We start from the raw sequence: 21,597 nt of genomic DNA, 5'->3' as shown, positions 1-21,597 counted from the left end.
CCGGGCCGCCGGGCCGCCGGGCCGCCGGGCCGCCGGGCCGCCGGGCCGCCGGGCCGCCGGGCCGCCGGGCCGCCGGGCCGCCGGGCAGAATGTGAGATGCCGAAGGAGGATCGCTTGTTCATCAAAGTCTGCGGCCTACGGACCTCGACCGACGTCGCCGCCGCCGTGCACGCCGGGGTGGACGCGGTGGGCTTCATGCTGACCGAGAGCGTGCGTCGGGTCACCCCGACGGAGGCCGGCCGCCTGGCGGCCGAGGTGCCGCCGCAGGTGCTGACCGTCGGAGTGTTCCGGGGTGAGCCGGTCGACGTCATCCGCGAGTGTGTGACCACGGCGGGACTTCGGGCGGTGCAGCTGCACGGCGGTGAGTCCCGCGAACACTACGCGGCGCTGCGCGACCTGGACGTCGCCCTGATCAGGGCGACGTCCGTGGCCGGCGGTGGCGACCTGCGCCCCGGCTCGTACGGCGAGGACATGCTGATCATCGACTCCCCCCAGCCGGGTTCCGGCAACCAGTGGAACTGGTCGTCGCTGGAGACGAAGCCGGTGGCCGGGCGGTGGATGCTGGCCGGTGGCCTCAGCCCGGACAACGTCGCGACCGCCGTCGCGGCGCTGTCCCCCTGGGGGGTCGACGTCTCCAGCGGGGTGGAGGTGCGTCGGGGCATCAAGGAACCGCAGCTGATCGCGGAATTCGTAGCGGCTGCCCGATCGCACGAGTCAGGTGCACCGCAGGCCGACTAGCCCGTCGGCCCGCGTACGGCGCGTACGCCTCGCCGACGCGGGCGAGCGCCTCGTTGATGTCACTGGGCCGCACCGACGAGTAGCCGATGACCAGGGCCGGGCGGGGGGTGACGCCGGGAATCTCGGCGAGCCGGAAGTGCCCGCCACCGCGCAGCAGGACCGACCGGCGCAACGCTCCCTCGACGACCGCCGCCTCGTCCACGTGGTGGGGCAGTTCGACGTAGACGTGCCGGCCCGCCGACGCGCCCCTGATGCTCGCCCCGGGCAGGTGTCGCCGGACCGCCTGGACCACGGTCTCCAGCCTGGAGCGGTACCTCGGCCGCAACCGGCGCAGGTGCCGGTCGAGCAGTCCCGCGCGGAGGAACTCCGACACGGCCAGCTGGGTGATGCTGTCGCAGCCCTGGTCCGAGCTGGCCCGCGCTGCTTCGACCGCACCGACGAGCCATTCCGGCAGGGCGAGCCAACCGAGGCGCAACCCGGGGGCGAGCACCTTGCTCAGGCTCCCGCCGTAGACCACCCGCTCCGGGTCGCAGCCCTGGATCGCCGGCGGCCGTTCCCGCTGGTCGAACCAGAACTCCGTGTCGTAGTCGTCCTCGATGATGATGCCGTTGACGTCACTCGCCCACCGCAACAGCGCCTGCCGACGTTGGGGCGGCATCGTCGCCCCGGTGGGGAACTGGTGTGCCGCGGTGACCAGGACAGCCCGGACGCCACTACGCGTCAGGGCGTCGATGTCGACCCCGTCGGCATCCACCGGCACCGGTACCGCGCGCATCCCGGTGCTGCGGATGAACTGCAACTGCTTGCCGCTGCCGGGGTTCTCGACGCCGATCCGGTCGATGCCCATCGTCGGCAGGGTGCGGCAGAGCAGCCCGAGACCGTGCGCGAAGCCCAGCGTGACCATGGTGTGGGCGGGCTCCACCCGTACGCCCCGCACCCGGCCGAGGTAGCTGGCCAACTCCGTACGCAACGACGCGATGCCGGATATCGGCGGGTAGCTCAAGCCGCTGGGCCCGAGGCTCTGCGTGGCCCGCTGGTAGCACGACAGCCACTCCTGAAGGGGAAAGTTCGTCACGTCCGTCGCGCCGACCCGCAGGTCCCAGCGCACGGGCGGCGCCGACGGCTCGTCGAGCCTGGACCTGCGGTCCGCACCGGCGATGGAGCGGGTGGCAACGCGGGTACCCGAGCCCTGGACGGCCTCCAGATACCCCTCGGCGCTCATCTGCTCGTACGCCTCGACGACCACAGAGCGGGACACCCCAATGTCACGCGCCAACAGGCGGCTCGACGGCAGCGGCACGCCGGGCAGGAGAACGCCATTTCGAATCTTCTCCTTGATGGCGCTCTGGATCTGCCGACTAAGCGGCTCGTCGATGTCCCTGCAAACGCTGATTGTCAGATGCCACGACATTCTGAAATTGCCCCCTCAGCACGACAGCGTCGCCGCCCCTCGGCTATTGCTCATCGGATGTCACGTGCGGAGCTTGATGTCGGTCGCCAATGACCGAGTCCGATGGCCGCTGCCCCACCCACAATGGCCCGCAGGGTGGATTCTAGCCCGGCACCGCATCCACCCGAATCGCGGCTGACGACCAGAGCGCCACCCAGTCGGCGTGCAGCGTCCAATCGCGGCCTCCCGAGCCGTACCGTAGCGCGCTTTTTGGCCTAATCGGTCGGAATACGTCCAGCGACGACCAGTAGGCACGGCGGAACGGAGCGTGGCCGTTGATCAACCTGGAACACCAGCCTGCGCCCATTTAGACGCTTTGGTACTCGCTCCTGCGATACGCATGGACGCGGGTAACCAGAAAGCCCAGCATATAAGCGACAATGACTGTCCGGATGGTGCACACGCACGACAGTCCGGCCGAGCGAAGATTGACCGATACGTGGACGACACCCAGGTCAAGGCAGACGATTCGCAACGGATCCGGCCCTGGTCTGCCGACGGCCAGGTTCAGTGGTCTGGGCCGGGCCACCGAGCGGCTGATTGAATCGCCGCCGGCACTCAGTGGCCGAGCAATCACGCCCACCGCTTGGAGCTGTACGAATGGTTAGCATGGTCAGCTCGCCCACCGATTCCCGAGCATCGGACCCGCATGCCTGCGCCGTTGTCGAGGTGTCCGACTTTGATCGCCTCATCGAAAGCCGAAAGGCTGTCGTCGGCATCGTCGGGCTCGGCTACACCGGCCTGCCACTGGCTACCGGTTTCGCCGCGGCGGGCTTTTCGGTGGTCGGCCTCGACACGGACACCGAGAAGATCAACGCGATAGTCCGGGGCGAGTCCTACCTTCCCGACGTCTCGGACCTGGAATTGGAGGAGCTTCGCCTGAAGCTGTCGGTGGGGACGTCTCCGGACGCGATGGCGGTGGCCGACGCCGTGGTCGTCTGCGTCCCGACCCCCACCGCCGACGGCGTCGCCGACCTGTCGCACGTCGACGGGGCCCTCGCCGCGGTGGTTCCCCACCTACGACCGGGCACGTTGCTGGTGTTGCAGTCCACCATCCCACCGGGGACCACGTCCGCCGCAGCGCGTCGGCTCACCAGCGAGGGCGGCATCCGCATCGGCACCGACCTCTATCTGGCGATGGCTCCGGAGCGGATCAACCCGGCGAACGCCGACGGATGGCGGATGACCAACACGCCCAAACTGGTCGGCGGCCTCACCGCCGAGTGCACCCGCCGGGCCACGCTGCTGTTCGAGCAGGTGTGCGAGCAGGTCCACCCGGTCTCCAGCCCGGAGGTCGCCGAGCTGGCGAAGGTCTTCGAGAACACGTTCCGGCTGGTCAACATCGCGCTGAGCCTGGAGCTGTCCGACCTCTGCCGGCACCTGCGGATCCCGGTCCGGGAGGTCATCGACGCAGCGGCGACCAAGCCGTACGGCTTCCTCGCGCACTACCCCGGCCCCGGGGTGGGCGGTGAGTGCATCCCGGTCGACCCGCTCTTCCTCCGGCCCCTCGCGGAACTGGCCGGCACGGACCTCAGCCTGGTCACCGCCGCACACCGCCGGATCACCGAGCGCCCGGGGCAGGTCGTCGACCGGATCCGGGAGCTGCTCGTGGCCCGGGGCGGGACGATCCAGCAGGCCCGGGTGCTGATCGTCGGCGTCAGCTACAAGGAGGGCGTGGCCGACCTACGCAACGCCCCGGCCCTGGACATCATCCGGGCGCTGCGGCAGTGCGGCGCACAGGTCAGCTACTACGACCCGCTGGTGCCGTCGATGGTCCTCGACGGCCAGTCGGTGCCCGTGGCGGCCTGGACGCCCACCGAACTCGCGGCACAGGACTGCGTCGTGCTGGTGACCCCGCACAACCGCATCGCGGCGGACCCGCACTGGAGCGCCGCGCCGCTGGTGCTGGACACCCGCAACGTGCTGGCACCGGCCGACAACGTCGAAATCCTGTGATGCCCACCTCGCGAACCCTGGCCGAGCACGACGCGTCGTTCCTCCGGTCGGCCACCCGGTCGGCCGTCGCGGGGGCGGACCTCGACGCGACGACGGCGGCGCGGGCGCTGACCGCCCTGCTGTCCGGTGCGGACGACACCGACGCGGCGGCCCTGCTCACCGCACTGGCCGCCAAGGGCCCGTCCGCGACCGAGGTCGCGGCGACCGTCCGGGTCGTCCTCGCCGCCGCGCCGCCGGTGGCCTGGACGGACCCGGCGGTCGACATCGTGGGCACCGGCGGGGACGGCAGCGATTCGGTCAACATCTCCACGGTCGCCGCCCTGATCGCCACGGCCGCGGGCGCCACCGTCGCCAAGGCCGGCAACCGGGCCGCGACGAGCCGGTGCGGCAGCGCCGACCTGCTGGAGGCGCTCGGCGTACCGGTCGACCCGTCGCCCGACATCGTCGACTCGCTGCGTCGACACCGCTTCGCCTTCCTCTTCACGCCCGCCGTGCACCCGGCCATGCGGACCCTGGCGCCGCTTCGTCGACGGCTCGGCTTCCGGACGATCTTCAACCTGTCGGGGCCGTTGGCGAACCCGGTGCCGCTGACCGCGCGTCTGGTCGGCGCGGCCGACGCACGCGAGCAGGAAGTCCTCGCGGCGGCTGCGGCGGAGCTGGGCGACACGCCCACCTGGGTCGTACGCAGCGCCTCCGGTCTCGACGAGTTGTCCACCGCCGAACCCAGCACGGTCATCGCGGTCGCCCGGGGTCGGACCGAGACCTTCCGTGTCGACCCGCGCGACCTGCCCGTGGCACCGGCCGGGCTCGACGAGCTGCGGGGCGGCGACGCCCGGCACAACGCCCAGCTGGTACGCGACATCCTCACCGGCGTCGCGCCCCGGCCGGTCACCGACACGTGCCTGCTCAACGCGGCAGCCGCGGTGCATCTCGCCGGTCTGGCCGAGGACCTCGCCGACGGGCTGGAACTGTCCCGGGAAGCGGTCGGCAGCGGGCGCGCCGCCGCCCTGCTCGCGGACCTCCGCCACGAGCCAGTTGCCGTCACCACCTCCGAACGCGACGCGCGATGACGCGGTCACCACTACCCAGCAGCAAGGAGTTCCGCATGCATCTCGACGACATCGTCGCGGCAAAGCGGTCGGCCTGGTCCGGCGCGCGTGCGCCCGTGTCGGCGGCCGGCGAGCGGGCCACGCCCGCCCGTGCCGGCACCTTCGCCGCCGCCCTGAACGGCACCGAGGTGGGCATCATCGCCGAGGTCAAGCCGAAGTCGCCGTCCAAGGGCGACCTGCTGCCCCTGGCCGAGGCGGTGCCGCTGGCCCGCACGTACGCCGGGGCCGGAGCCGCCGCGGTGTCGGTCCTGGCCGACACCCCCTACTTCGGCGGCTCACCGGACCTGGTGGCGCAGGTGGCCAACGACGCCGAGGTCACCGTTCCGGTGCTGTTCAAGGACTTCCTGGTCGACGTGCGGCAGGTGCAGCTGGCACACGACTGCGGCGCGGACGCGGTACTGGTCATCGTCCGGTCGGTCGACGACGCCCTGCTCGCCGACCTCCTCGCCGCCGCCGACGGGCTCGGACTCGACGCGCTGGTCGAGACGTTCACCGAGGAGGAGGTGGAGCGGGCCGTGCGGGCCGGTGCCCGGATCATCGGCGTGAACAACCGCGACCTGCGCACCTTCGAGGTCGACCTGGACAACTCCCAGCGGCTACGCCAACTGATCCCGCCAGGCGTGCTGACGGTGAGCGAGAGCGGCCTGCACACGCCGGCCGACCTGGCCCGCATCGGCGCCCACGGCTTCCACGCCGCGTTGATCGGCGAGAGCCTGCTGACCAGTGACGACCCGGCGGAGAAGCTCCGTTCGCTGCGCGGCGTCCGGATTGCGCAGGCCGTGCGATGAGCGGGTGGTTCGGCGGGTACGGCGGCCAGTTCGTGGCGGAGACGTTGGTGGCTCCGTTGGAGGAACTGGAGGCGGCGTACCAGAAGGCACAGGCCAGCGAGGAGTTCCTCGGCGAGTTGGACGACCTGCTGAACAGGTTCATCGGGCGGCCCACCCCGCTGACCAGGCTTCGCAGGTTGGGGGTCGAGACCAACGGCTGCACCCTCTGGCTCAAGCGGGAGGACCTGACCCACACCGGCGCCCACAAGATCAACAATGCGATCGGACAGGCCCTGCTCGCCCGGCGCATCGGCAAGCAACGCATCATCGCCGAGACCGGCGCCGGACAGCACGGTGTGGCCGTCGCCGCGGCCTGCGCCCACCTGCAACTCGACGCGACCATCTACATGGGACGCGTCGACGCCGAGCGGCAGGCGCCGAACGTGCAGCGGATGGAGTTGCTCGGAGCCGAGGTACGCCTGGTCGACAACGGCACGGCGACGCTCAAGGACGCCATCAACGAGGCCATCCGCGACTGGATCGCCCACCCCGACTCCACTCACTACCTGCTCGGCTCGGTGGTCGGGCCGCACCCCTTCCCCACGATCGTGCGCGGCTTCCAGTCCGTCATCGGCCGGGAGGCCCGGCAGCAGTTCCAGGACGCCGTGGGCGGTCTGCCCGACGCGGTGGTGGCCTGCGTCGGCGGCGGCAGCAACTCGGTCGGGATGTTCAGCGCGTTCCTCGACGACCCGGTCCGCCTGGTCGGCATCCAGGCGGCCGGCGAAGGGTTGGGTCCGGGCGGCCGGCACGCCGCGCCGCTGCTCTACGGCGAGCCGGGCGTGCTACAGGGCACCCGCACCTACCTCCTCCAGGACGACGACGGCCAGATCCTGCTGACCCACAGCGTGGCACCGGGACTGGACTACCCCGGCGTCGGACCGGAGCACAGCCACTTCAAGGACACCGGCCGGGTCGAGTACCGCACGGCCAGCGACGACCAGGCGCTCAGCACCTTCGCGCTGCTCAGCCGCGCCGAGGGCATCATCCCCGCCCTTGAGTCCGCCCACGCGGTGGCCGGCGCGCTCGAACTGGCGGAGGAACTGCCCAGCGGCAGCAACATCCTGGTGAACCTGTCCGGACGTGGCGACAAGGACCTGGTCAGCGCCCTGGCGGCGCTACGCGAACGGGATGGAGCAGATCGGTGAGGCGACTTGAGCACGCGTTCGCGGACAGCCAGCGCGAGACCGCGCTGGTGGCCTACCTGACCGCCGGTTACCCGAACCTCGACGAGACCGTCAACCTGGTCGACGCCGCCTGCGCGGCCGGTGCCGACATCATCGAACTGGGGGCGCCGTTCTCCGACCCGCTCGGCGACGGACCGGTCATCCAGGCCACCACCCAGCAGGCGCTGCGCGCCGGCGTGACGGTGGCGGCGACGCTCGACCTGGTCGCCAAGGTGCGGGCCACCGGCAACGACGTGCCGATCATGCTGATGGGGTACTGCAACCCGTTCCTCCGGTACGGGCTGCCGAAACTCTTCGCCGACGCGGCGTCGGCCGGCGCGGACGGCTTCATCGTGCCGGACCTGCCGGCCACCGAGAGCAGTGACTGGCTGGTGGAGGCGGAACGGCACAACCTGGGCCAGGTCTTCTTCGCCGCTCCGGGCAGCAGTCCCGAGCGGTTGCGCCGCACCGCGCAGAAGTCCCGCGGATTCCTGTACTGCCTGGCCGACAACGGGGTGACCGGCGTCCGGGATCGGCTTGCCGACGGCCTCGACGCCTACCTCGCCCGGGTCCGCGCCGCGGCGACCACGCCCGTCGCGGTGGGCTTCGGCATCTCGCGGCCGGAGCACGTCGCCGCCCTCCGGGGCAAGGTGGACGGCGTCATCGTCGGCAGCGCGCTGCTCAAGCGGATCGGCGCGGCCACCACCTGGCAGCAACGGATCGCGGAGACGACGGCGCTGATCGGTGAGCTGAAGGAGGCCTGCCGATGAGTGCTCCGACCACCACCGCCGTGCCGTTCTTCAGCGGCGCGGCCTCCATCCGGCGGGACTGGACCGGGCTCGAAGCCACGCTGCGCAAGGTCACCGACACCGGCCGGTTCACCTTCGGGCCGGTGGGCGAGGAACTGGAACGGGCGATCGCGGAACGCACCGGCGCCCGGCACACCGTGGCGGTGAACAACGGCACGGACGCGTTGATCATCATGCTGCGGGCGGCCGGGATCGGCCCCGGCGACGAGGTGATCGTCCCCGCGTACACCTTCTTCGCCAGCGCCTCCTCGGTCCTGCACGTCGGCGCCAAACCGGTCCTGGTCGACATCCAGCCCGGCTCCTACGCGCTGGACCCCGAGCGGGTCCGCGCCGCCGTCACGGACCGGACCCGGGCGATCATGCCAGTGCACCTGTTCACCCAGATGGCGGACATGGTGGCGTTGCGCGAGGTGGCCGACGAGCACGGCCTGCAACTGCTGGAGGACAGCGCCGAAGGCATCGGCATGCACATCGACGGTCGGCACGCCGGCCGCTGGGGCCGGGCCGGGGTGCTCTCGTTCTTTCCCACCAAGACGCTCGGTGCCCTGGGCGACGCGGGCATGCTGCTCACCGACGACGAGGAGCTCGCCCGCACGGCACGCCAACTGCGCTGCCACGGGCAACCGAGCGACGGCTCCTACGAGTACCTCGAACTCGGCTACAACAGCCGATGCGACGAGCTTCAGGCGGCTTTCCTGCTCTGGCGGTTGCAGACGCTGGACGCGGAGATCGTCCGGCGGGCGGAGGTGGCGGCCCGCTACGACCAGCGCCTCGGCGAACTCGCGCCCCTGGTGCGTACCCCCTGGCTCGCGCCCGCCCGACGGCAGAGCAACCTCGTCTACTACGTCTACCTGATCGAGTGCGAGCGACGTGACGAGCTGGTCGCGTACCTCACCACGCACGGCGTGGGCACCGAGGTGTACTACCCCCGGCCGCTCACCGAGCAGCCCTGCCTCACCACCCGTGCCCGGGTGGACCAACCCGTACCGGTCGCCAAGGCGGCCAGCCAGCGGGCGGTCGGACTGCCGATGTACCCCGACCTGACCGACGAGCAGGTCGACCGGGTCTGCGACCTGATCCACGAGTTCTACCGGGAGCACGCGTGAGCATGGCAGTCCCGTACTTCGACTACCCCACCCGGTACGCCGAGTGGACCGAGGACATCCTGGCCGCGGTCCGGGAGGTCGGCGAGTCGGACGAGTTCATCCTCAAGTCCCGGGTCGCCGCCCTCGAGGCGGCGGTGGCGCAGCGGACCGGTGCCGCCGAGGCGATCGCCGTCGCCAGCGGCACCGGCGCGTTGACGGTGATCCTCACGGCCATGGAGATCGGGCCCGGCGACGACGTCGTCACCCCCGCCTTCTCGTTCATCTCCTCGGCGAGCACGGTGGCGCTGCGCGGTGCCCGTCCGGTCTTCGCCGACGTCGACTACGACACGGCGATGCTGACCGCGCAGAGCGTCGAGGCGGTCCGCACCACGGCGAGCCGAGCCGTGATTCCGGCGTACCTCTTCGCGAGCAGCCCCGACATGCCGGCGCTACGGGCGCTGGCCGACCGCCACTCGATGCGCCTGATCGAGGACAGCGCCGTCGCGCTGGGCGGTCAGGTCGCGGGTCGGCCCGCCGGACGCTACGGCGACGCCGGGGTGTACTCCTTCTTCCCCGGCAAGCCGTTGGGCGGGATCGGCGACGCCGGAATGATCGTCACCGACGATGCGGAGTTGGCCACCACCTGCCGGATGCTGCGCAACCACGGTCAGGACCTGAAGGTCCGGTTCCTGCACCACATGGTCGGCTTCAACAGTCGGATGGACGAGGTCACGGCGCTGTTCCTGCTGCGCCGGCTGCCCCACCTGGACCGGTTCCTCGCCGAGCGTCGCCGGCTGGCCCGCCAGTACAACGACCTGCTGCGTGAGGCGGCACCCGCCGTGCTGACGCCCGCCGGGGACCTCGGCGAGCAGGCCGTCTACACCTACGTCGTACGCGCGCCGCAGCGCGACAACCTGCGCGCCTACCTGGCCGGACGCGGTATCGAGACGAAGGTCTACTACCCCCGCCCGCTGCACCTGCAACCCGCGTTCCGCCACCTCGGTCACGCACCGGGTGACTTCCCGGTCGCCGAGCGACTGTCCCGCGAGTGCCTGGCGCTGCCGTTGCATCCGGAACTGCCCGCCGGAACCGTCGAGCGGGTCGTCGAGGAGATCGCCCGCTTCTACCGGCAGGAGGCATGACGGCGGTGAGCATCTGGGCCAACCGGGTCTGCGGCATCGGCGACGAGGCCGCACCCGGCCTCGCGCGGCAGCTCGACGTGCACCGCGACCTGGGCATGTCCGGCGTGGAACTGCGCACGGTCGACGGTCGGGGCCTGCACGACCTCGACGCCGACGAGGTGGCCGACCTGCGCCGGCAGATCGAGGCGAGCGGGCTGCGGGTGCCGGTGCTGGACACGCCGATCGGCAACTGGTCCACCACCGTCGCCACCGACCTGGACACCGAACTGTCGATCCTGGACCGCACCGCGGCGGTCGCGCACGCCCTGGGCTGTCGGTGGCTGCGCGTCATGTCGTACCCCAACGACGGCTGGTCGGACGAGGCGTGGGCCGCGGAGTCGCTGCGCCGCATGCGGGTGCTGACCGACGAGGCGGGCCGACTCGGTGTGGTGCTGCTGCACGAGAACTGCCAGGGCTGGGCGGGCGTCTCCGCCGCGAACACGCTGCGCATGCTCGACCACGTCGACAGTGCGCACCTCAGGCTGATCTTCGATGTGGGCAACGGCCTGGCGTACGGCTACCAGGCCGAGGAGTTCCTCGCCAAGGTGCTGCCCTGGGTCGAGCACGTCCACGTCAAGAACGGCCACCGCAACCCGGACGGCCAGGCCGAGTTCACCCTGCCCGACTCCGGCGAGCTGGACCTGGCCGGTTGCATCCGCCAACTGGAGGCGGCCGGTTACCAGGGCTGGTACAGCCTGGAGCCGCACGTGGCGCACATCCCGCACCTCAAGGTCTCGGGTGACCCCGGGCAGTTGGAGCAGAGCTACCGGGCGTACGCGACGCGCTTCCGCGCCATCGTCGACGAGGCGGCGCGGCCGTGACCCCCTGTTGGACCGAGCCCGACCTGGACTGGCTGCGGGAGTTCATGGCGGTGGACTCGGTGTCGCCGCTGGAGGGCGGCGGGCTCGCCGCCACCCGGCAGGCACAGGAGGTGTTCCTCGCCGGGGCGAGCGAGCGCGGTTTCCAGGTCCGCCACTTCGCCAGCCCGGACACGCGGAGCATCACCGCCGAGGACGTCCCGATGCCGGTGCGGCGGGCCCTGGAAGCCGACCCCGACACCTTCCTCGCCGCCCAGCCCTCCCTGGTGGTGGCGATGGGCGACCCGGCACCGCCGGAGCGACGGCTGGTCATCAACTTCCACGTCGACACCGTCGGCCCGCACATCGCGCCGCGCCTGGACGGCGACATCCTGCACGGCCGGGGTGCCGTCGACGACAAGGGCCCCGGGGTGGCCGCCGCGGTAGGCGTCGCCGCCGCGTTCGCCGACGACCCCTCGCTGGCCCGCCGCATCGAGGTCATGCTCACCAGCGTGCCGGGTGAGGAGGGCGGCGCGATGGGCGTCCTCGGCACCCGATGGCTGACCCGGTTGGGTTACACCGGTCGGCTGATGCTGTTCGCCGAGCCCACCGGCGGTCGGGTGCTGGACGCGTGCACGGCGGCCATGACCCCCCGGCTGCGGGTCCTCGGCGAGGGCAGCACGGACGACCACCCCACCGACGGGCACAACGCCACGGTGGCGTTGGGTTTCCTCGCCGACCACCTGGCCCGCACCGTCGGCCCCCGGGCGGCCGCCCTCGGCGCGAAGCTCTGCGTCGCCGGTCTGCACACCGGGACCGCGCACAACCGGGTGTACGGCGAGGGTGAGCTGCTGCTCAACATCGCCTACCGGGACCAGGCCAGCGCGCAGACGCTGGCACACGAGCTGGAGCAGGCGGTCGACCAGGCCCGTGACGTCTTCGCCAAGACGCACGTCGACAACCCGTTCACCGCCCGCCTGGTCGACGACTGGGACCGGGTGGTGCGGTTGGACTGGCTCAAACGCGGGCTGCCGGTGCTCGACAACCGGGATCCCGAGATGGAAGACCTGCTCGCCGCGGCGGGATTCCCCCGCCACGACGGCCTGGCCGACGGCAGTGCCTTCACCTGCGACGCCATCTGGGCCGGCGGGCCCGGCCGGTACGTCGCGGTGTGCGGACCGGGCCGGCTCGACGTCAACGGCGCGCACACCGCAGCCGAGTGGGTACGCGTCGACGACCTGGCGACCTATGCGAGACAGATCCGCGACCTCGTGGTGCGTTTCGGCGCCCACGTGCCGACACAGTAACGGGAGAGACATGGCCAACAGCATGACCGTCGACCACACGCAGCTCACCACCTTCGTACGGACGGTGCTGCTGCGGTGTGGACTCGACGAGCCGGCGGCGACGACGGCCACCGAGGTCATCTGCTACGCCGACATCCACGGCTTCACCACCCACGGCACCAACGCGCTGGCCGGAATCTACGCCCCGCGCCTGCGCGCCGGGAGCATCCGGCCCGACGCCCAGCCCAAGGTCGTGGTCGAGACCCCGACCACGGCCGTCATCGACGGCGACAACGGCCTGGGGGCCGTCACGATGGTCACCGCCGTCGACCTGGCCGCGGCCAAGGCGCGTGAACTCGGCCTCGGCATGGTGACGGTGCGCAACAGCAGCCACTTCGGCAGCGCCGGCTACTACACCAACCGGGTCGCCGCCGACGGTCTGGTCGGCATCGTCATGTCCAACTGCGGCGCGCAGGGCGTCGTTCCGCCGCTGGGCGGGGTCAAGCGGCTGCTCGGCACGAACCCGCTCAGCGCGGCGGTGCCGGTCTCCCACGGCGCGCCGTTCGTCCTGGACATGAGCGCCACCGCCGTGGCCACCGGCAAGATCCGGGCGGCCCAGCGCGAGGGACGGCCCGTGCCCGAGGGCTGGCTGGTCGCCGCCGACGGGTCGACGACCACCGACCCGGACGCGTACTTCGCCGGGCACGCCGACGTGGCCTGGCTGGGCGGCACGGCGCAGACCGGCGGTGCCAAGGGGTACGGCCTCGCCCTGCTGGTCGACCTGCTGTGCGGGCCGTTGGCGGGCGCGGCGTACGGGCCCCGGCCGGAGGCTCTGACCGAGACCGAGCCGGCCGACGACGTGAACATCGGCCAGGTCGCCCTCGTGATCAACCCCGCCGCGTTCGGCGTCGCGGAGAGCTTCCCGACCGAGACCCGTGCCCTGTTGGACACCGTGTCGGCGTCCCCGGCCGCGCCCGGACAGCGGGTCACGTACCCGGGCGCACCGGAGGCCGAGCGGGCCGCCGTGTCGTACGCCGAGGGGATCCGGCTGCCGCAGCACGTCGCCGTCCAGTTGGTACGCCTCGGCGCCGAACTCGACGTGGCCGTCCCGGCCGCCCTGACCGAGGCGGGTTCGGCATGAGGATCGGGGTCATCGGTCTCGGCGTGATCGCTCCGTACTTCCTGCGGGCCATCGAGGACGACGAGCACCTCACCCTGACCGCCGTCTGCGACCGCAACGAGGCGAAGCTCGCGGACTTCTCCGACGACAGCGGCGTCGCGACCTACACCGACCACCGGGAACTGCTCGCCTCGGGCCTGGTCGACGCGGTCGTACTGACCCTGCCGAACGCGGTGCACGCCGAGGTCGCCGCCGACGCGCTCCGCGCCGGCGTACACGTGTGCTGCGAGAAGCCGATGACGGTCCACCTGGCGGACGCGCACGAGCTGATGGCGTTGGCGCGGCAGTCCGGCCGGACCCTGTTCACCGCCTTCCACCGGCGGTACAACCGCAACGTGGCCGCGCTGCGGCTCGGGGTGGGCGATCCGACGGCCATCGAGCGTCTGGTGTGTCGCTACTCCGAACGCATCGAGGAGCACACCGGCTCGGAGGCGTGGTATCTCGACCAGGATCTGGGCGGCGGCGGCTGCGTCATCGACAACGGCCCGAACGCGCTGGACGCGGTCCGTACCATCGTCGGCGAGCTGGAACTCATCGACGCCACGATCGGCGACGTCCGCCGTGGGGTGGAGTTCTGCGCCGAACTCGAACTGCGCTCCGCCAGCGGCGTGCCGGTCACCGTCGAGCTGGACTGGGCCCTGCCGTCGGGCGAGGTCAAGGACATCACCGTGTACGGAAAGGACGGTTCGGTCCGGTCCGCCGACATGCTGGCCGGATTCCCCGGGTTCAAGTCCTCGCTCGACCACGAGTACGCCGCGATCATGGCGGATTTCCGGCACGTGGTGTCGCTCGGTGACGCGTACACCGACGCGGGTCCGGACATCGTCGCGCTCGTCGAGCAGGCGTACGCGATCGCCCGGCGCAAGGAACCACGGCTGCGGATGCCGTCGAAGCGGCCGACCGTGGCGCGGTTGGTGAAGCTGTTGTTCCACCGGCGTGACGAGCGGGGCATGACCATGTCGCCGTGGCTGTCGCGGTGTGTCCGGCAAGGGGAGCTCCACGAGCTGGTGACGACCACGGACCAGCCGAGTCGACCCGGTGACCGGGTGGACGCGGTCGGGTTCCTCGGCTTCGCCGAGTTCGCCACGGCGACCGTGGTGCAGCGGGGCGACGTGGTGGTCTGCAACGGTCAGCGGATCGGCACCGTCGCCGGATTCGACGAGTGCCACTGGCCCAACCACTACAACATCCTCATCGACACCGAACGTGTTCTCACCGCGGAGGACCTAAACTTGCAGGTCGGCGATCCGCTGCAATTCCTGGAGACGGTGCGATGACTGCTCAAGCGAACCTGCCCGTGGCCGAGGTAACCGTCTCTCCGCAGGTCGCGGCGGCCTTCCCCGACGTCCGGGTGCTCTGCGTCGAGGCCGAGGTGGGCGGCGGTGACGTCATCGCCGGTGAGGTTCAGCAGCGGTGGGCGCACGAGCACGGCCGGTGGCACGGGGTGGCGAAGGCGGAGATCCGCGCGGATCCGGCGGTCGACGCCTACCGACGCTTCTCCCGGAAGATCGGTGTGGACCCGGACCGCCAGCCGCCGTCGATCCAGGCGCTCATCGAGCGTGGCCTACGGTCGAAACCGCTCGGCGGCTGGCCGAAGATCAATCCCACTGTGGACGCGGTGAACGTGACGGCGGTGGCGACGATGATCGCGCTCGGCGTGTTCGACGCCGAGCGGCTATCCGGCCCGGTCCGGCTGGCCCTCAGTGAGGGCGGGGAACGCCTGCAACCGATCGGCGCCCAGGAGGAGGTGGCCCTGGAGGCGGATCGGCTGATCCTGGCCGACGACGCCCGGGTGCTGTCTCTCTTCGCCCACCGCGACGGCGTGCACCAGGCCGTCCGGGCGGACACCCGCCGGGTGCTGCTGCTCGCCTGCGTGGTCGACGGCATCTCCCCCGACCAGGCGGCGGACGCCCTACGGCAATCCGCCGACCTGCTCGACCTGCGCTGACCGCGAGGCCGACCGGCCGCCGTCCACGGGACCGGTCGGCCCGCCGTCAGGTTGACGTCGGGACGGCACCATTCCCAGGCTCACGCCCGCCCCGACCAGGACGGCGCCGAACAGCACCTGAAGCGACAGGTCGGTGGTGCCGATCCCGGCGGCGATGAGGGCGGCGGCCACCGGGACGAGGCCCGCCAGCAGGCCGGCCCGGTCCACGCCCAGTGACCCGACGGCCGCGTACCACAGCGCGAACGCCACTGCGGTCACGAACACCGCGAGGAAGGCCAGCGACAGCAACTCCACGCCGGTGGGCACGGTGACGACGTCGCCCCGCTCGACGAGCAGGGCGGTCAAGGCCAGCATGACACTGGCCAGCGCGCAGGTGTACGCACTGACCCGCACCGGCCCGAGCCGGGGCAACAGCGGGACGGCGAGCAGGGAGAACAGGCACTCACCGGCCAACGCGCCGAGGGACCACAGCACACCGGGCAGGCTGAAGTGTCCCCCGCCGAGGACGGTGCCGACGCCGACCACCACGATCACCGCCGATGTCGCCACCAGCAGCGACGGCCGCCGACCCGCCAGCAGCGGACCGGTGATGGCGAGCACCAGCGGGGCCGCCCCGACGATCGCCCCGAGCACCGGAGGGTCGGTGTGGCGGGCGGCCTGGAGCAGACACACGTTGAAGGCCGCCAGGCCGGTCGCGGCGAGCACCACGAGTCGCAGCCAGTCCGACCGGCCGACCTGGACCCATGGCACCCGGCGCAACCACAGGTAGCCCAGCAGCAACAGTGCCGCCGCCGCGTACCGCCACGCCTGCCCGGTCAACACCGGATAGGCCGTGAGCAACGGGCTGACGGCAGCGGAACTGCCCACGAAAGCCATGGCGAGCGCCCCGCTGAGCAACCCCACTCGGTGACCGGTCATAGCCATTGCGTGAGCATACGACCCAGGCATCGATCGAGGTGACCCTCCGGACGCCGGGTCGGGCGGAAATCAGCCCCCGCCGCGCCGGTTGCGCAGGGCGGCGAGCGCCTCGGCGAGGATCGCCTCCCCCTCGGCGTCGGTACGACGTTCCTTCACGTACGCCAGGTGGGTCTTGTAGGGCTCGGCCCGGGTCCGCCCCGGCGGATCCTGGGCGTCCTGGCCGGCGGGCAGCCCGCAGCGGGGGCAGTCCCACACGCTCGGGGCCGCCACGTCGGCGACGATCCGGATGTCGGTGCGGTGCCCGTTGCGGCACCAGTAGCTCACCGACCGGCACGGGACCGGCTGGTGGCGTTCGGGTAGACGTGGGGGCGCGGACCCGACCCGGGCGCCCCGGATGACGTGGCCGTTCGGCACGGCGCTGACTCCTGTCGTCGGAGGGGACCGCCGTCGAGGGGTGGACGGCGGGCGACGCGGTGCAGCGGGTGAAACGGACTGCGCGCGGCCCGTCGAGTGACGGACCGCGCGCAGATTGTACGCCTCGGGGATCGATTCAGACGCCCGTGCCCACCTCAAGCCGAAGCCAGAGACCGAGCCCGACGATGCAGGCGAACCAGACGATCGCCACCAGAACGGTGTATCGATCCAGGTTCTTCTCGGCCACGGAGGAACCGGCCAGGCTGGAGCTGACACCACCGCCGAACATGCTGGACATTCCACCGCCCTTGCCGCGGTGCAGCAGGATGAGCAGAACGAGCAGGAAGCTCGTGATGACCAGCAACGCGATCAACGTGTAGGTGAACCAGAGCGGCATGGCGGGGGTCAGTCCTCTCGTTACGATCCTCGCCCGGGTAGATCGGGCACTGCGGCACCGACCGGCGGACGGGCGGAGTCAAGGATAGCGAGCGATCAGCCGGTAATGTGCTCCGGGAACCGGCAGATCTTCGCGAACTCCTCGGCGTCCAGGCTCGCGCCGCCCACCAGGGCACCGTCCACGTCCGGTTGCGCCATGATCGAGGCGACGTTCGAGGACTTGACCGAGCCACCGTAGAGGATCCGTACGCCGTCGGCCGTGGCCTGGTCCACCGTCTCGGCCAGCCGGGCCCGCAGCGCGCCACAGACCTCCTGGGCGTCCTCCGGGGTGGCCGTCTTACCGGTGCCGATCGCCCAGACCGGCTCGTACGCGACCACCACCCGGAGCACCTGCTCCGGGCTGAGCCCCTTGAGGGCGGCGTCGAGTTGCTCGGTGCAGTGCGCCACGTGGTTGCCCTGCTCCCGGACGTCCAGCCCCTCCCCCACGCAGAGGATCGGGGTCAACCCGTTGGTCAGCGCCGCCTGCACCTTGGCGCCCACCAACGCGTCGTCCTCGTGGTGGTACTGCCGCCGCTCGGAGTGCCCGACCACCACATACGTGCAGCCGAGCTTGGCCAGCATCGCGCCGGAGATATCCCCGGTGTACGCGCCGGAGGCGTGCGGCGACAGATCCTGCCCGCCGTAGCCGATGAGCAGCTTGTCGCCCTCCACCACGGTCTGCACCGTGCGCAGGTCGGTGAACGGCGGCAGCACCACCGTCTCCACCTCGGTCAGCTGCTTCTCGGTGAGGCTGGCCGCCAGCTTCTGCACCAGCAGGTTCGCCTCGAGGTGGTTGAGGTTCATCTTCCAGTTGCCGGCCATCAACGGCCGGCGGGTAGCGCTCGCCATCAGTTCTCCAGAGCCGCGATGCCGGGGAGGGTCTTGCCCTCCAGGTACTCCAGGGACGCGCCACCACCGGTGGAGATGTGCCCGAAGGCCTTCTCGTCCAGCCCCAGGGCCCGTACCGCGGCGGCGGAGTCACCGCCACCGACCACGCTGAACGCCTCCGAACCGGCGATCGCCTCGGCCACCCCGCGGGTGCCGTTCGCGAACGCGGCCATCTCGAACACGCCCATCGGGCCGTTCCAGAAGATCGTCCGGGCGTCCTTGAGCGCGGCGGCGAAGCCCGCCACCGTCTTCGGGCCGACGTCCAGCCCCACCCGCTTGCTGGGGATGCCGTCGGCCGGCACGGTGTCGTGCGCGGCGTCCGGGGCGAACGCCTCGGCGGCCACCACGTCGACCGGGAGCATGATCTTGCCCTCGGAGCGCTCCAGCAGGTTGCGGCAGGTCTCCACCATCTCCTCCTCCAGCAGGGAGGAACCGACCTCGTGGCCCTGGGCCTTGAGGAAGGTGAAGCACATGCCGCCACCGATGAGCAGCCGGTCGACCTTCGGCAGCAACGCCTCGATCACCGCGAGCTTGTCGGAGACCTTCGAGCCACCGAGCACCACCACATACGGCCGCTCGGGGTCGCCGGTCAGCTGCGACAGCACCTCCACCTCACGCAGCACCAGCCGTCCGGCCACGTGCGGCAACCGCGCGGGGACATCGTGGACACTGGCGTGCTTGCGGTGCACCGCGCCGAAGGCGTCGTCGACGTACACGTCACCGAGGGCGGCGAGCCGATCGGCGAAGGCACCCCGCTCGGCGTCGTCCTTACTGGTCTCACCCTTGTTGAAACGGAGGTTCTCCAGCAGGGCCACCTCGCCGTCGGCGAGCGCCGCCACCGTCGCCTGGGCGGATTCGCCCACCGTGTCGGTGGCGAAGTGCACCGCCGTGCCGAGCAGCTCGCCGAGGCGTCCCGCGACCGGGGCGAGACTGAACTGCGGATCCGGCGCACCCTTCGGCCGGCCCAGGTGGGAGCAGACGACGACCTTGGCTCCGGCCTCGGTCAACGCGCCCAGGGTCGGCAACACCGCCCGGATCCGGCCGTCATCCGTGATGGCACCGGTCTGCTTGTCGAGTGGGACGTTCAGGTCGGCGCGGACCAGCACACGCCGACCTGACACCCCCTCGGCGAGCAGGTCGTCGAGGTTACGGATGCTCACAGCGACGAACCAACCAGCTTCACCAGGTCGACCAGGCGGTTGGAGTAGCCCCACTCGTTGTCGTACCAGCCGACGACCTTGACCTGGTTGCCGATGACCTTGGTCAGCGGCGCGTCGAAGATGCACGACGCCGGGTCGGTGACGATGTCGGCCGAGACGATCGGGTCCTCGTTGTAGGTCAGGATGCCCCGCAGCGGGCCCTCGGCGGCGGCCTTCAGCGCGGCGTTGACCTCGTCCACGGTGGTGTCCCGACCGACGGTGACGGTGAGGTCGGTGGCGGACCCGGTCGGGATCGGCACCCGCAGCGCGTACCCGTCGAGCTTGCCCTTGAGGTCCGGCAGCACCAGGCCGATGGCCTTCGCCGCACCGGTCGAGGTCGGCACGATGTTCAGCGCGGCGGCGCGGGCCCGACGCAGGTCCTTGTGCGGCGCGTCCTGGAGGTTCTGGTCCTGGGTGTACGCGTGGATGGTGGTCATCAGACCCTGCTGGATGCCGAACGTGTCGTGCAGGACCTTCGCCATCGGCGCCAGGCAGTTGGTGGTGCAGGAGGCGTTCGAGATGATGTTGTGGCTGGCCGCGTCGTACTGGTCGTCGTTGACGCCCATCACGACCGTGACGTCCTCGTTCTTCGCCGGGGCGGAGATGATGACCTTCTTGGCCCCACCGTCGATGTGCGCCTTGGCCTTGGTCGCGTCGGTGAAGAAGCCGGTCGACTCGATGACCACGTCGGCGCCGACGTCGCCCCACGGCAGCGCCGCCGGGTCCTTCTCAGCGAAGGCCTTGATGGACTTGCCGCCCACGGTGATCTCGTCGGCCGTGGCCTTGACCTCCTGCGGGAGGCGGCCCAGGATGCTGTCGTACTTGAGCAGGTGAGCGAGCGTCGCGTTGTCGGTCAGGTCGTTGACGGCCACGACCTCGACATCAGCGCCGGACGCCAGCACTGCCCGGAAGAAGTTACGGCCGATCCGGCCGAAGCCGTTGATGCCAACCCGGATGGTCACAGGTCCCATCTCCTCGCGTTCTGGTCCGCCGGCGTGGAGACCTTCGGCCGGCGAAATGGTGTGCGCCGACCGTTGGAGCCGGCCGTTGACGGTTCATCCCGGCCACCCCGCCGCGGTCCGAGGGACCTGACCGCCGTCGAGGCGGTGGGTACGGTTGGGAGTACCGGTGCCGGCCCCCTTGCCGTACTCAGCGACCTTATCCGAGCGCGCCGAGCCGTGCTGCGTCGGGTGGTCGCCCCACCGTCTTATCAGACCACGAGCATGTCGGGCGTGACGGCCGCTTCGGTATCCGGGATGCCGAGGTCCCGGGCCCGCTTGTCGGCCAGTGCCAACAGCCGACGGATCCGCCCGGCGATGGCGTCCTTGGTCAGCGGCGGATCGGCCAACGCGCCAAGCTCCTCCAAGGACGCCTGCCGGTGCTCCAACCGCAGCCGACCGGCCGAGGTCAGGTGCTCCGGGGCGTCGTCGGCGAGGATCTCCAACGCCCGGGTCACCCGGGCCGCGGCGGCGACCGCCGCCCGAGCGGAACGTCGCAGGTTGGCATCGTCGAAGTTCGCCAACCGGTTGGCCGTCGCCCGGACCTCACGCCGGACCCGACGCTCCTCCCAGGCGAGCACACTGGAGTGGGCACCGATGCGGGTGAGCAACGCGGCGATCGCGTCGCCGTCCTTGACCACCACCCGGTCGACACCGCGTACCTCACGGTTCTTGGCGGTGATGCCGATCCGCCGGGCCGCGCCGACCAGCGCCAGCGCCGACTCCGGCCCGGGGCAGGTGATCTCCAGGGCGCTGGAGCGTCCCGGCTCGGTCAACGAGCCGTGCGCCATGAACGCCCCCCGCCAGGCGGACACCGCACAGCAGACGCTGGCGGCCACGACGTGCGGCGGCAGCCCCCGCACCGGTCGCCCCCGCACGTCGAGCAGCCCGGTCTGCCGGGCCAGGGCCTCACCGTCCTTGACGACGCGGACGATGAAGTGGCTGCCCTTGCGCAGCCCACCGGAGGCGAGTACGTGGATCTCGCTCGGATAGCCGTAGACCTCGGCGATCTCACGGCGCAACCGCCGCGCCACCGCCCCGGTGTCGAGTTCGGCTTCCACCACCACCCGACCGGAGACGATGTGCAGCCCACCGGCGAACCGCAGCAGCGCCGCCATCTCCGCCCGCCGGCAGCAGGGCTTGGGCACGTCGACCCGACTCAGCTCGTCCTTGACCGCAGCCGTCATCGCCATTGTGCGTCCCCTCACGGACCGGT

21 protein-coding genes are annotated in these 21,597 nt (G+C 71.3%); 13 read left to right on the top strand and 8 right to left on the bottom strand.

All coding sequences use genetic code 11. The features are described from left to right. The first annotated feature begins 114 nt into the window (after window positions 1-114). Window positions 115-738, top strand: coding sequence for a phosphoribosylanthranilate isomerase (locus ACLQ2S_RS11460; RefSeq protein ID WP_155218456.1), 624 nt, complete (start codon window positions 115-117; stop codon window positions 736-738). Here the strand turns inward: ACLQ2S_RS11460 and ACLQ2S_RS11455 are convergent. Then, the gene (locus ACLQ2S_RS11455) at window positions 662-2,149 is read right to left on the bottom strand and encodes a PLP-dependent aminotransferase family protein (RefSeq protein WP_155218458.1); all 1,488 of its coding nucleotides are present in this window, start codon (window positions 2,147-2,149) and stop codon (window positions 662-664) included. The two genes, ACLQ2S_RS11460 and ACLQ2S_RS11455, sit on opposite strands and share 77 nt — an antisense overlap. Before the next feature lie 708 nt (window positions 2,150-2,857). Between ACLQ2S_RS11455 and ACLQ2S_RS11450 the strand changes: the two genes are divergently transcribed. Genes ACLQ2S_RS11450 through ACLQ2S_RS11395 form a run of 12 tightly spaced genes read left to right on the top strand, consistent with a single transcriptional unit; the run spans window position 2,858 to window position 15,529 of the window. Beyond that, the gene (locus tag ACLQ2S_RS11450; protein WP_196222531.1) at window positions 2,858-4,144 is read left to right on the top strand and encodes a nucleotide sugar dehydrogenase; all 1,287 of its coding nucleotides are present in this window, start codon (window positions 2,858-2,860) and stop codon (window positions 4,142-4,144) included. Continuing rightward, window positions 4,144-5,214, top strand: a complete 1,071-nt coding sequence (gene trpD, locus ACLQ2S_RS11445; RefSeq protein WP_155218462.1) for an anthranilate phosphoribosyltransferase — start codon at window positions 4,144-4,146, stop codon at window positions 5,212-5,214. Before ACLQ2S_RS11450 ends, trpD begins: the two co-directional genes overlap by 1 nt. 35 nt (window positions 5,215-5,249) lie before the next feature. Continuing rightward, window positions 5,250-6,041 carry an indole-3-glycerol phosphate synthase TrpC gene (locus ACLQ2S_RS11440; RefSeq protein WP_196222532.1) on the top strand — a complete coding sequence of 264 codons (792 nt, stop codon included), beginning with the start codon at window positions 5,250-5,252 and terminating at the stop codon, window positions 6,039-6,041. After that, complete coding sequence (trpB, locus tag ACLQ2S_RS11435) at window positions 6,038-7,225, top strand: tryptophan synthase subunit beta (protein WP_155218466.1); 1,188 nt, start codon at window positions 6,038-6,040, stop codon at window positions 7,223-7,225. Before ACLQ2S_RS11440 ends, trpB begins: the two co-directional genes overlap by 4 nt. Next, window positions 7,222-8,013 (top strand): tryptophan synthase subunit alpha, encoded by a 792-nt coding sequence (trpA, locus tag ACLQ2S_RS11430; RefSeq protein WP_155218468.1) that lies wholly within the window; start codon window positions 7,222-7,224, stop codon window positions 8,011-8,013. The genes trpB and trpA overlap by 4 nt, the downstream gene beginning before the upstream one ends. Continuing rightward, a complete protein-coding gene (locus ACLQ2S_RS11425) occupies window positions 8,010-9,158 on the top strand; it encodes a DegT/DnrJ/EryC1/StrS family aminotransferase (RefSeq protein ID WP_425701654.1) in 1,149 nt (382 codons plus the stop codon). Before trpA ends, ACLQ2S_RS11425 begins: the two co-directional genes overlap by 4 nt. A gap of 2 nt (window positions 9,159-9,160) precedes the next feature. Next, entirely contained in the window at window positions 9,161-10,279 is a 1,119-nt protein-coding gene (locus ACLQ2S_RS11420; protein ID WP_155218654.1) for a DegT/DnrJ/EryC1/StrS family aminotransferase, read from the top strand. Window positions 10,280-10,284: 5 nt separating this feature from the next. Beyond that, entirely contained in the window at window positions 10,285-11,139 is an 855-nt protein-coding gene (locus ACLQ2S_RS11415; protein ID WP_425701653.1) for a sugar phosphate isomerase/epimerase family protein, read from the top strand. Then, complete coding sequence (locus ACLQ2S_RS11410; protein ID WP_309223335.1) at window positions 11,136-12,422, top strand: M20/M25/M40 family metallo-hydrolase; 1,287 nt, start codon at window positions 11,136-11,138, stop codon at window positions 12,420-12,422. Before ACLQ2S_RS11415 ends, ACLQ2S_RS11410 begins: the two co-directional genes overlap by 4 nt. Before the next feature lie 10 nt (window positions 12,423-12,432). Next, the gene (locus ACLQ2S_RS11405) at window positions 12,433-13,542 is read left to right on the top strand and encodes an Ldh family oxidoreductase (RefSeq protein ID WP_196222533.1); all 1,110 of its coding nucleotides are present in this window, start codon (window positions 12,433-12,435) and stop codon (window positions 13,540-13,542) included. Continuing rightward, entirely contained in the window at window positions 13,539-14,858 is a 1,320-nt protein-coding gene (locus ACLQ2S_RS11400; protein WP_155218476.1) for a Gfo/Idh/MocA family protein, read from the top strand. The genes ACLQ2S_RS11405 and ACLQ2S_RS11400 overlap by 4 nt, the downstream gene beginning before the upstream one ends. Next, a complete protein-coding gene (locus tag ACLQ2S_RS11395) occupies window positions 14,855-15,529 on the top strand; it encodes a B3/B4 domain-containing protein (RefSeq protein WP_155218478.1) in 675 nt (224 codons plus the stop codon). The genes ACLQ2S_RS11400 and ACLQ2S_RS11395 overlap by 4 nt, the downstream gene beginning before the upstream one ends. Here ACLQ2S_RS11395 and ACLQ2S_RS11390 read toward each other — a convergent pair. The 7 genes from ACLQ2S_RS11390 to whiA form a co-directional block, all read right to left on the bottom strand. Next, a complete protein-coding gene (locus ACLQ2S_RS11390) occupies window positions 15,494-16,453 on the bottom strand; it encodes a DMT family transporter (RefSeq protein ID WP_230462613.1) in 960 nt (319 codons plus the stop codon). The genes ACLQ2S_RS11395 and ACLQ2S_RS11390 overlap by 36 nt on opposite strands. Window positions 16,454-16,516: 63 nt before the next feature. After that, window positions 16,517-16,861 carry an RNA polymerase-binding protein RbpA gene (locus ACLQ2S_RS11385; protein ID WP_309223336.1) on the bottom strand — a complete coding sequence of 115 codons (345 nt, stop codon included), beginning with the start codon at window positions 16,859-16,861 and terminating at the stop codon, window positions 16,517-16,519. Between the two features lie 136 nt (window positions 16,862-16,997). Beyond that, window positions 16,998-17,258 (bottom strand): preprotein translocase subunit SecG, encoded by a 261-nt coding sequence (gene secG, locus ACLQ2S_RS11380; RefSeq protein ID WP_155218480.1) that lies wholly within the window; start codon window positions 17,256-17,258, stop codon window positions 16,998-17,000. 95 nt (window positions 17,259-17,353) lie between these two features. Then, the gene (gene tpiA, locus ACLQ2S_RS11375; protein WP_425701652.1) at window positions 17,354-18,145 is read right to left on the bottom strand and encodes a triose-phosphate isomerase; all 792 of its coding nucleotides are present in this window, start codon (window positions 18,143-18,145) and stop codon (window positions 17,354-17,356) included. Further along, window positions 18,145-19,344, bottom strand: a complete 1,200-nt coding sequence (locus ACLQ2S_RS11370; RefSeq protein ID WP_309223337.1) for a phosphoglycerate kinase — start codon at window positions 19,342-19,344, stop codon at window positions 18,145-18,147. Before ACLQ2S_RS11370 ends, tpiA begins: the two co-directional genes overlap by 1 nt. Next, the gene (gene gap, locus ACLQ2S_RS11365; protein WP_309223338.1) at window positions 19,341-20,345 is read right to left on the bottom strand and encodes a type I glyceraldehyde-3-phosphate dehydrogenase; all 1,005 of its coding nucleotides are present in this window, start codon (window positions 20,343-20,345) and stop codon (window positions 19,341-19,343) included. Before gap ends, ACLQ2S_RS11370 begins: the two co-directional genes overlap by 4 nt. Before the next feature lie 248 nt (window positions 20,346-20,593). Next, the gene (whiA, locus tag ACLQ2S_RS11360) at window positions 20,594-21,574 is read right to left on the bottom strand and encodes a DNA-binding protein WhiA (RefSeq protein WP_155218486.1); all 981 of its coding nucleotides are present in this window, start codon (window positions 21,572-21,574) and stop codon (window positions 20,594-20,596) included. Between the last annotated feature and the right edge of the window lie 23 nt (window positions 21,575-21,597).

Source organism: Micromonospora sp. DT48, from assembly GCF_049844495.1.
Taxonomy (GTDB): Bacteria; Actinomycetota; Actinomycetes; order Mycobacteriales; family Micromonosporaceae; genus Micromonospora.
This window is presented reverse-complemented; position numbering and strand designations above follow the sequence as displayed.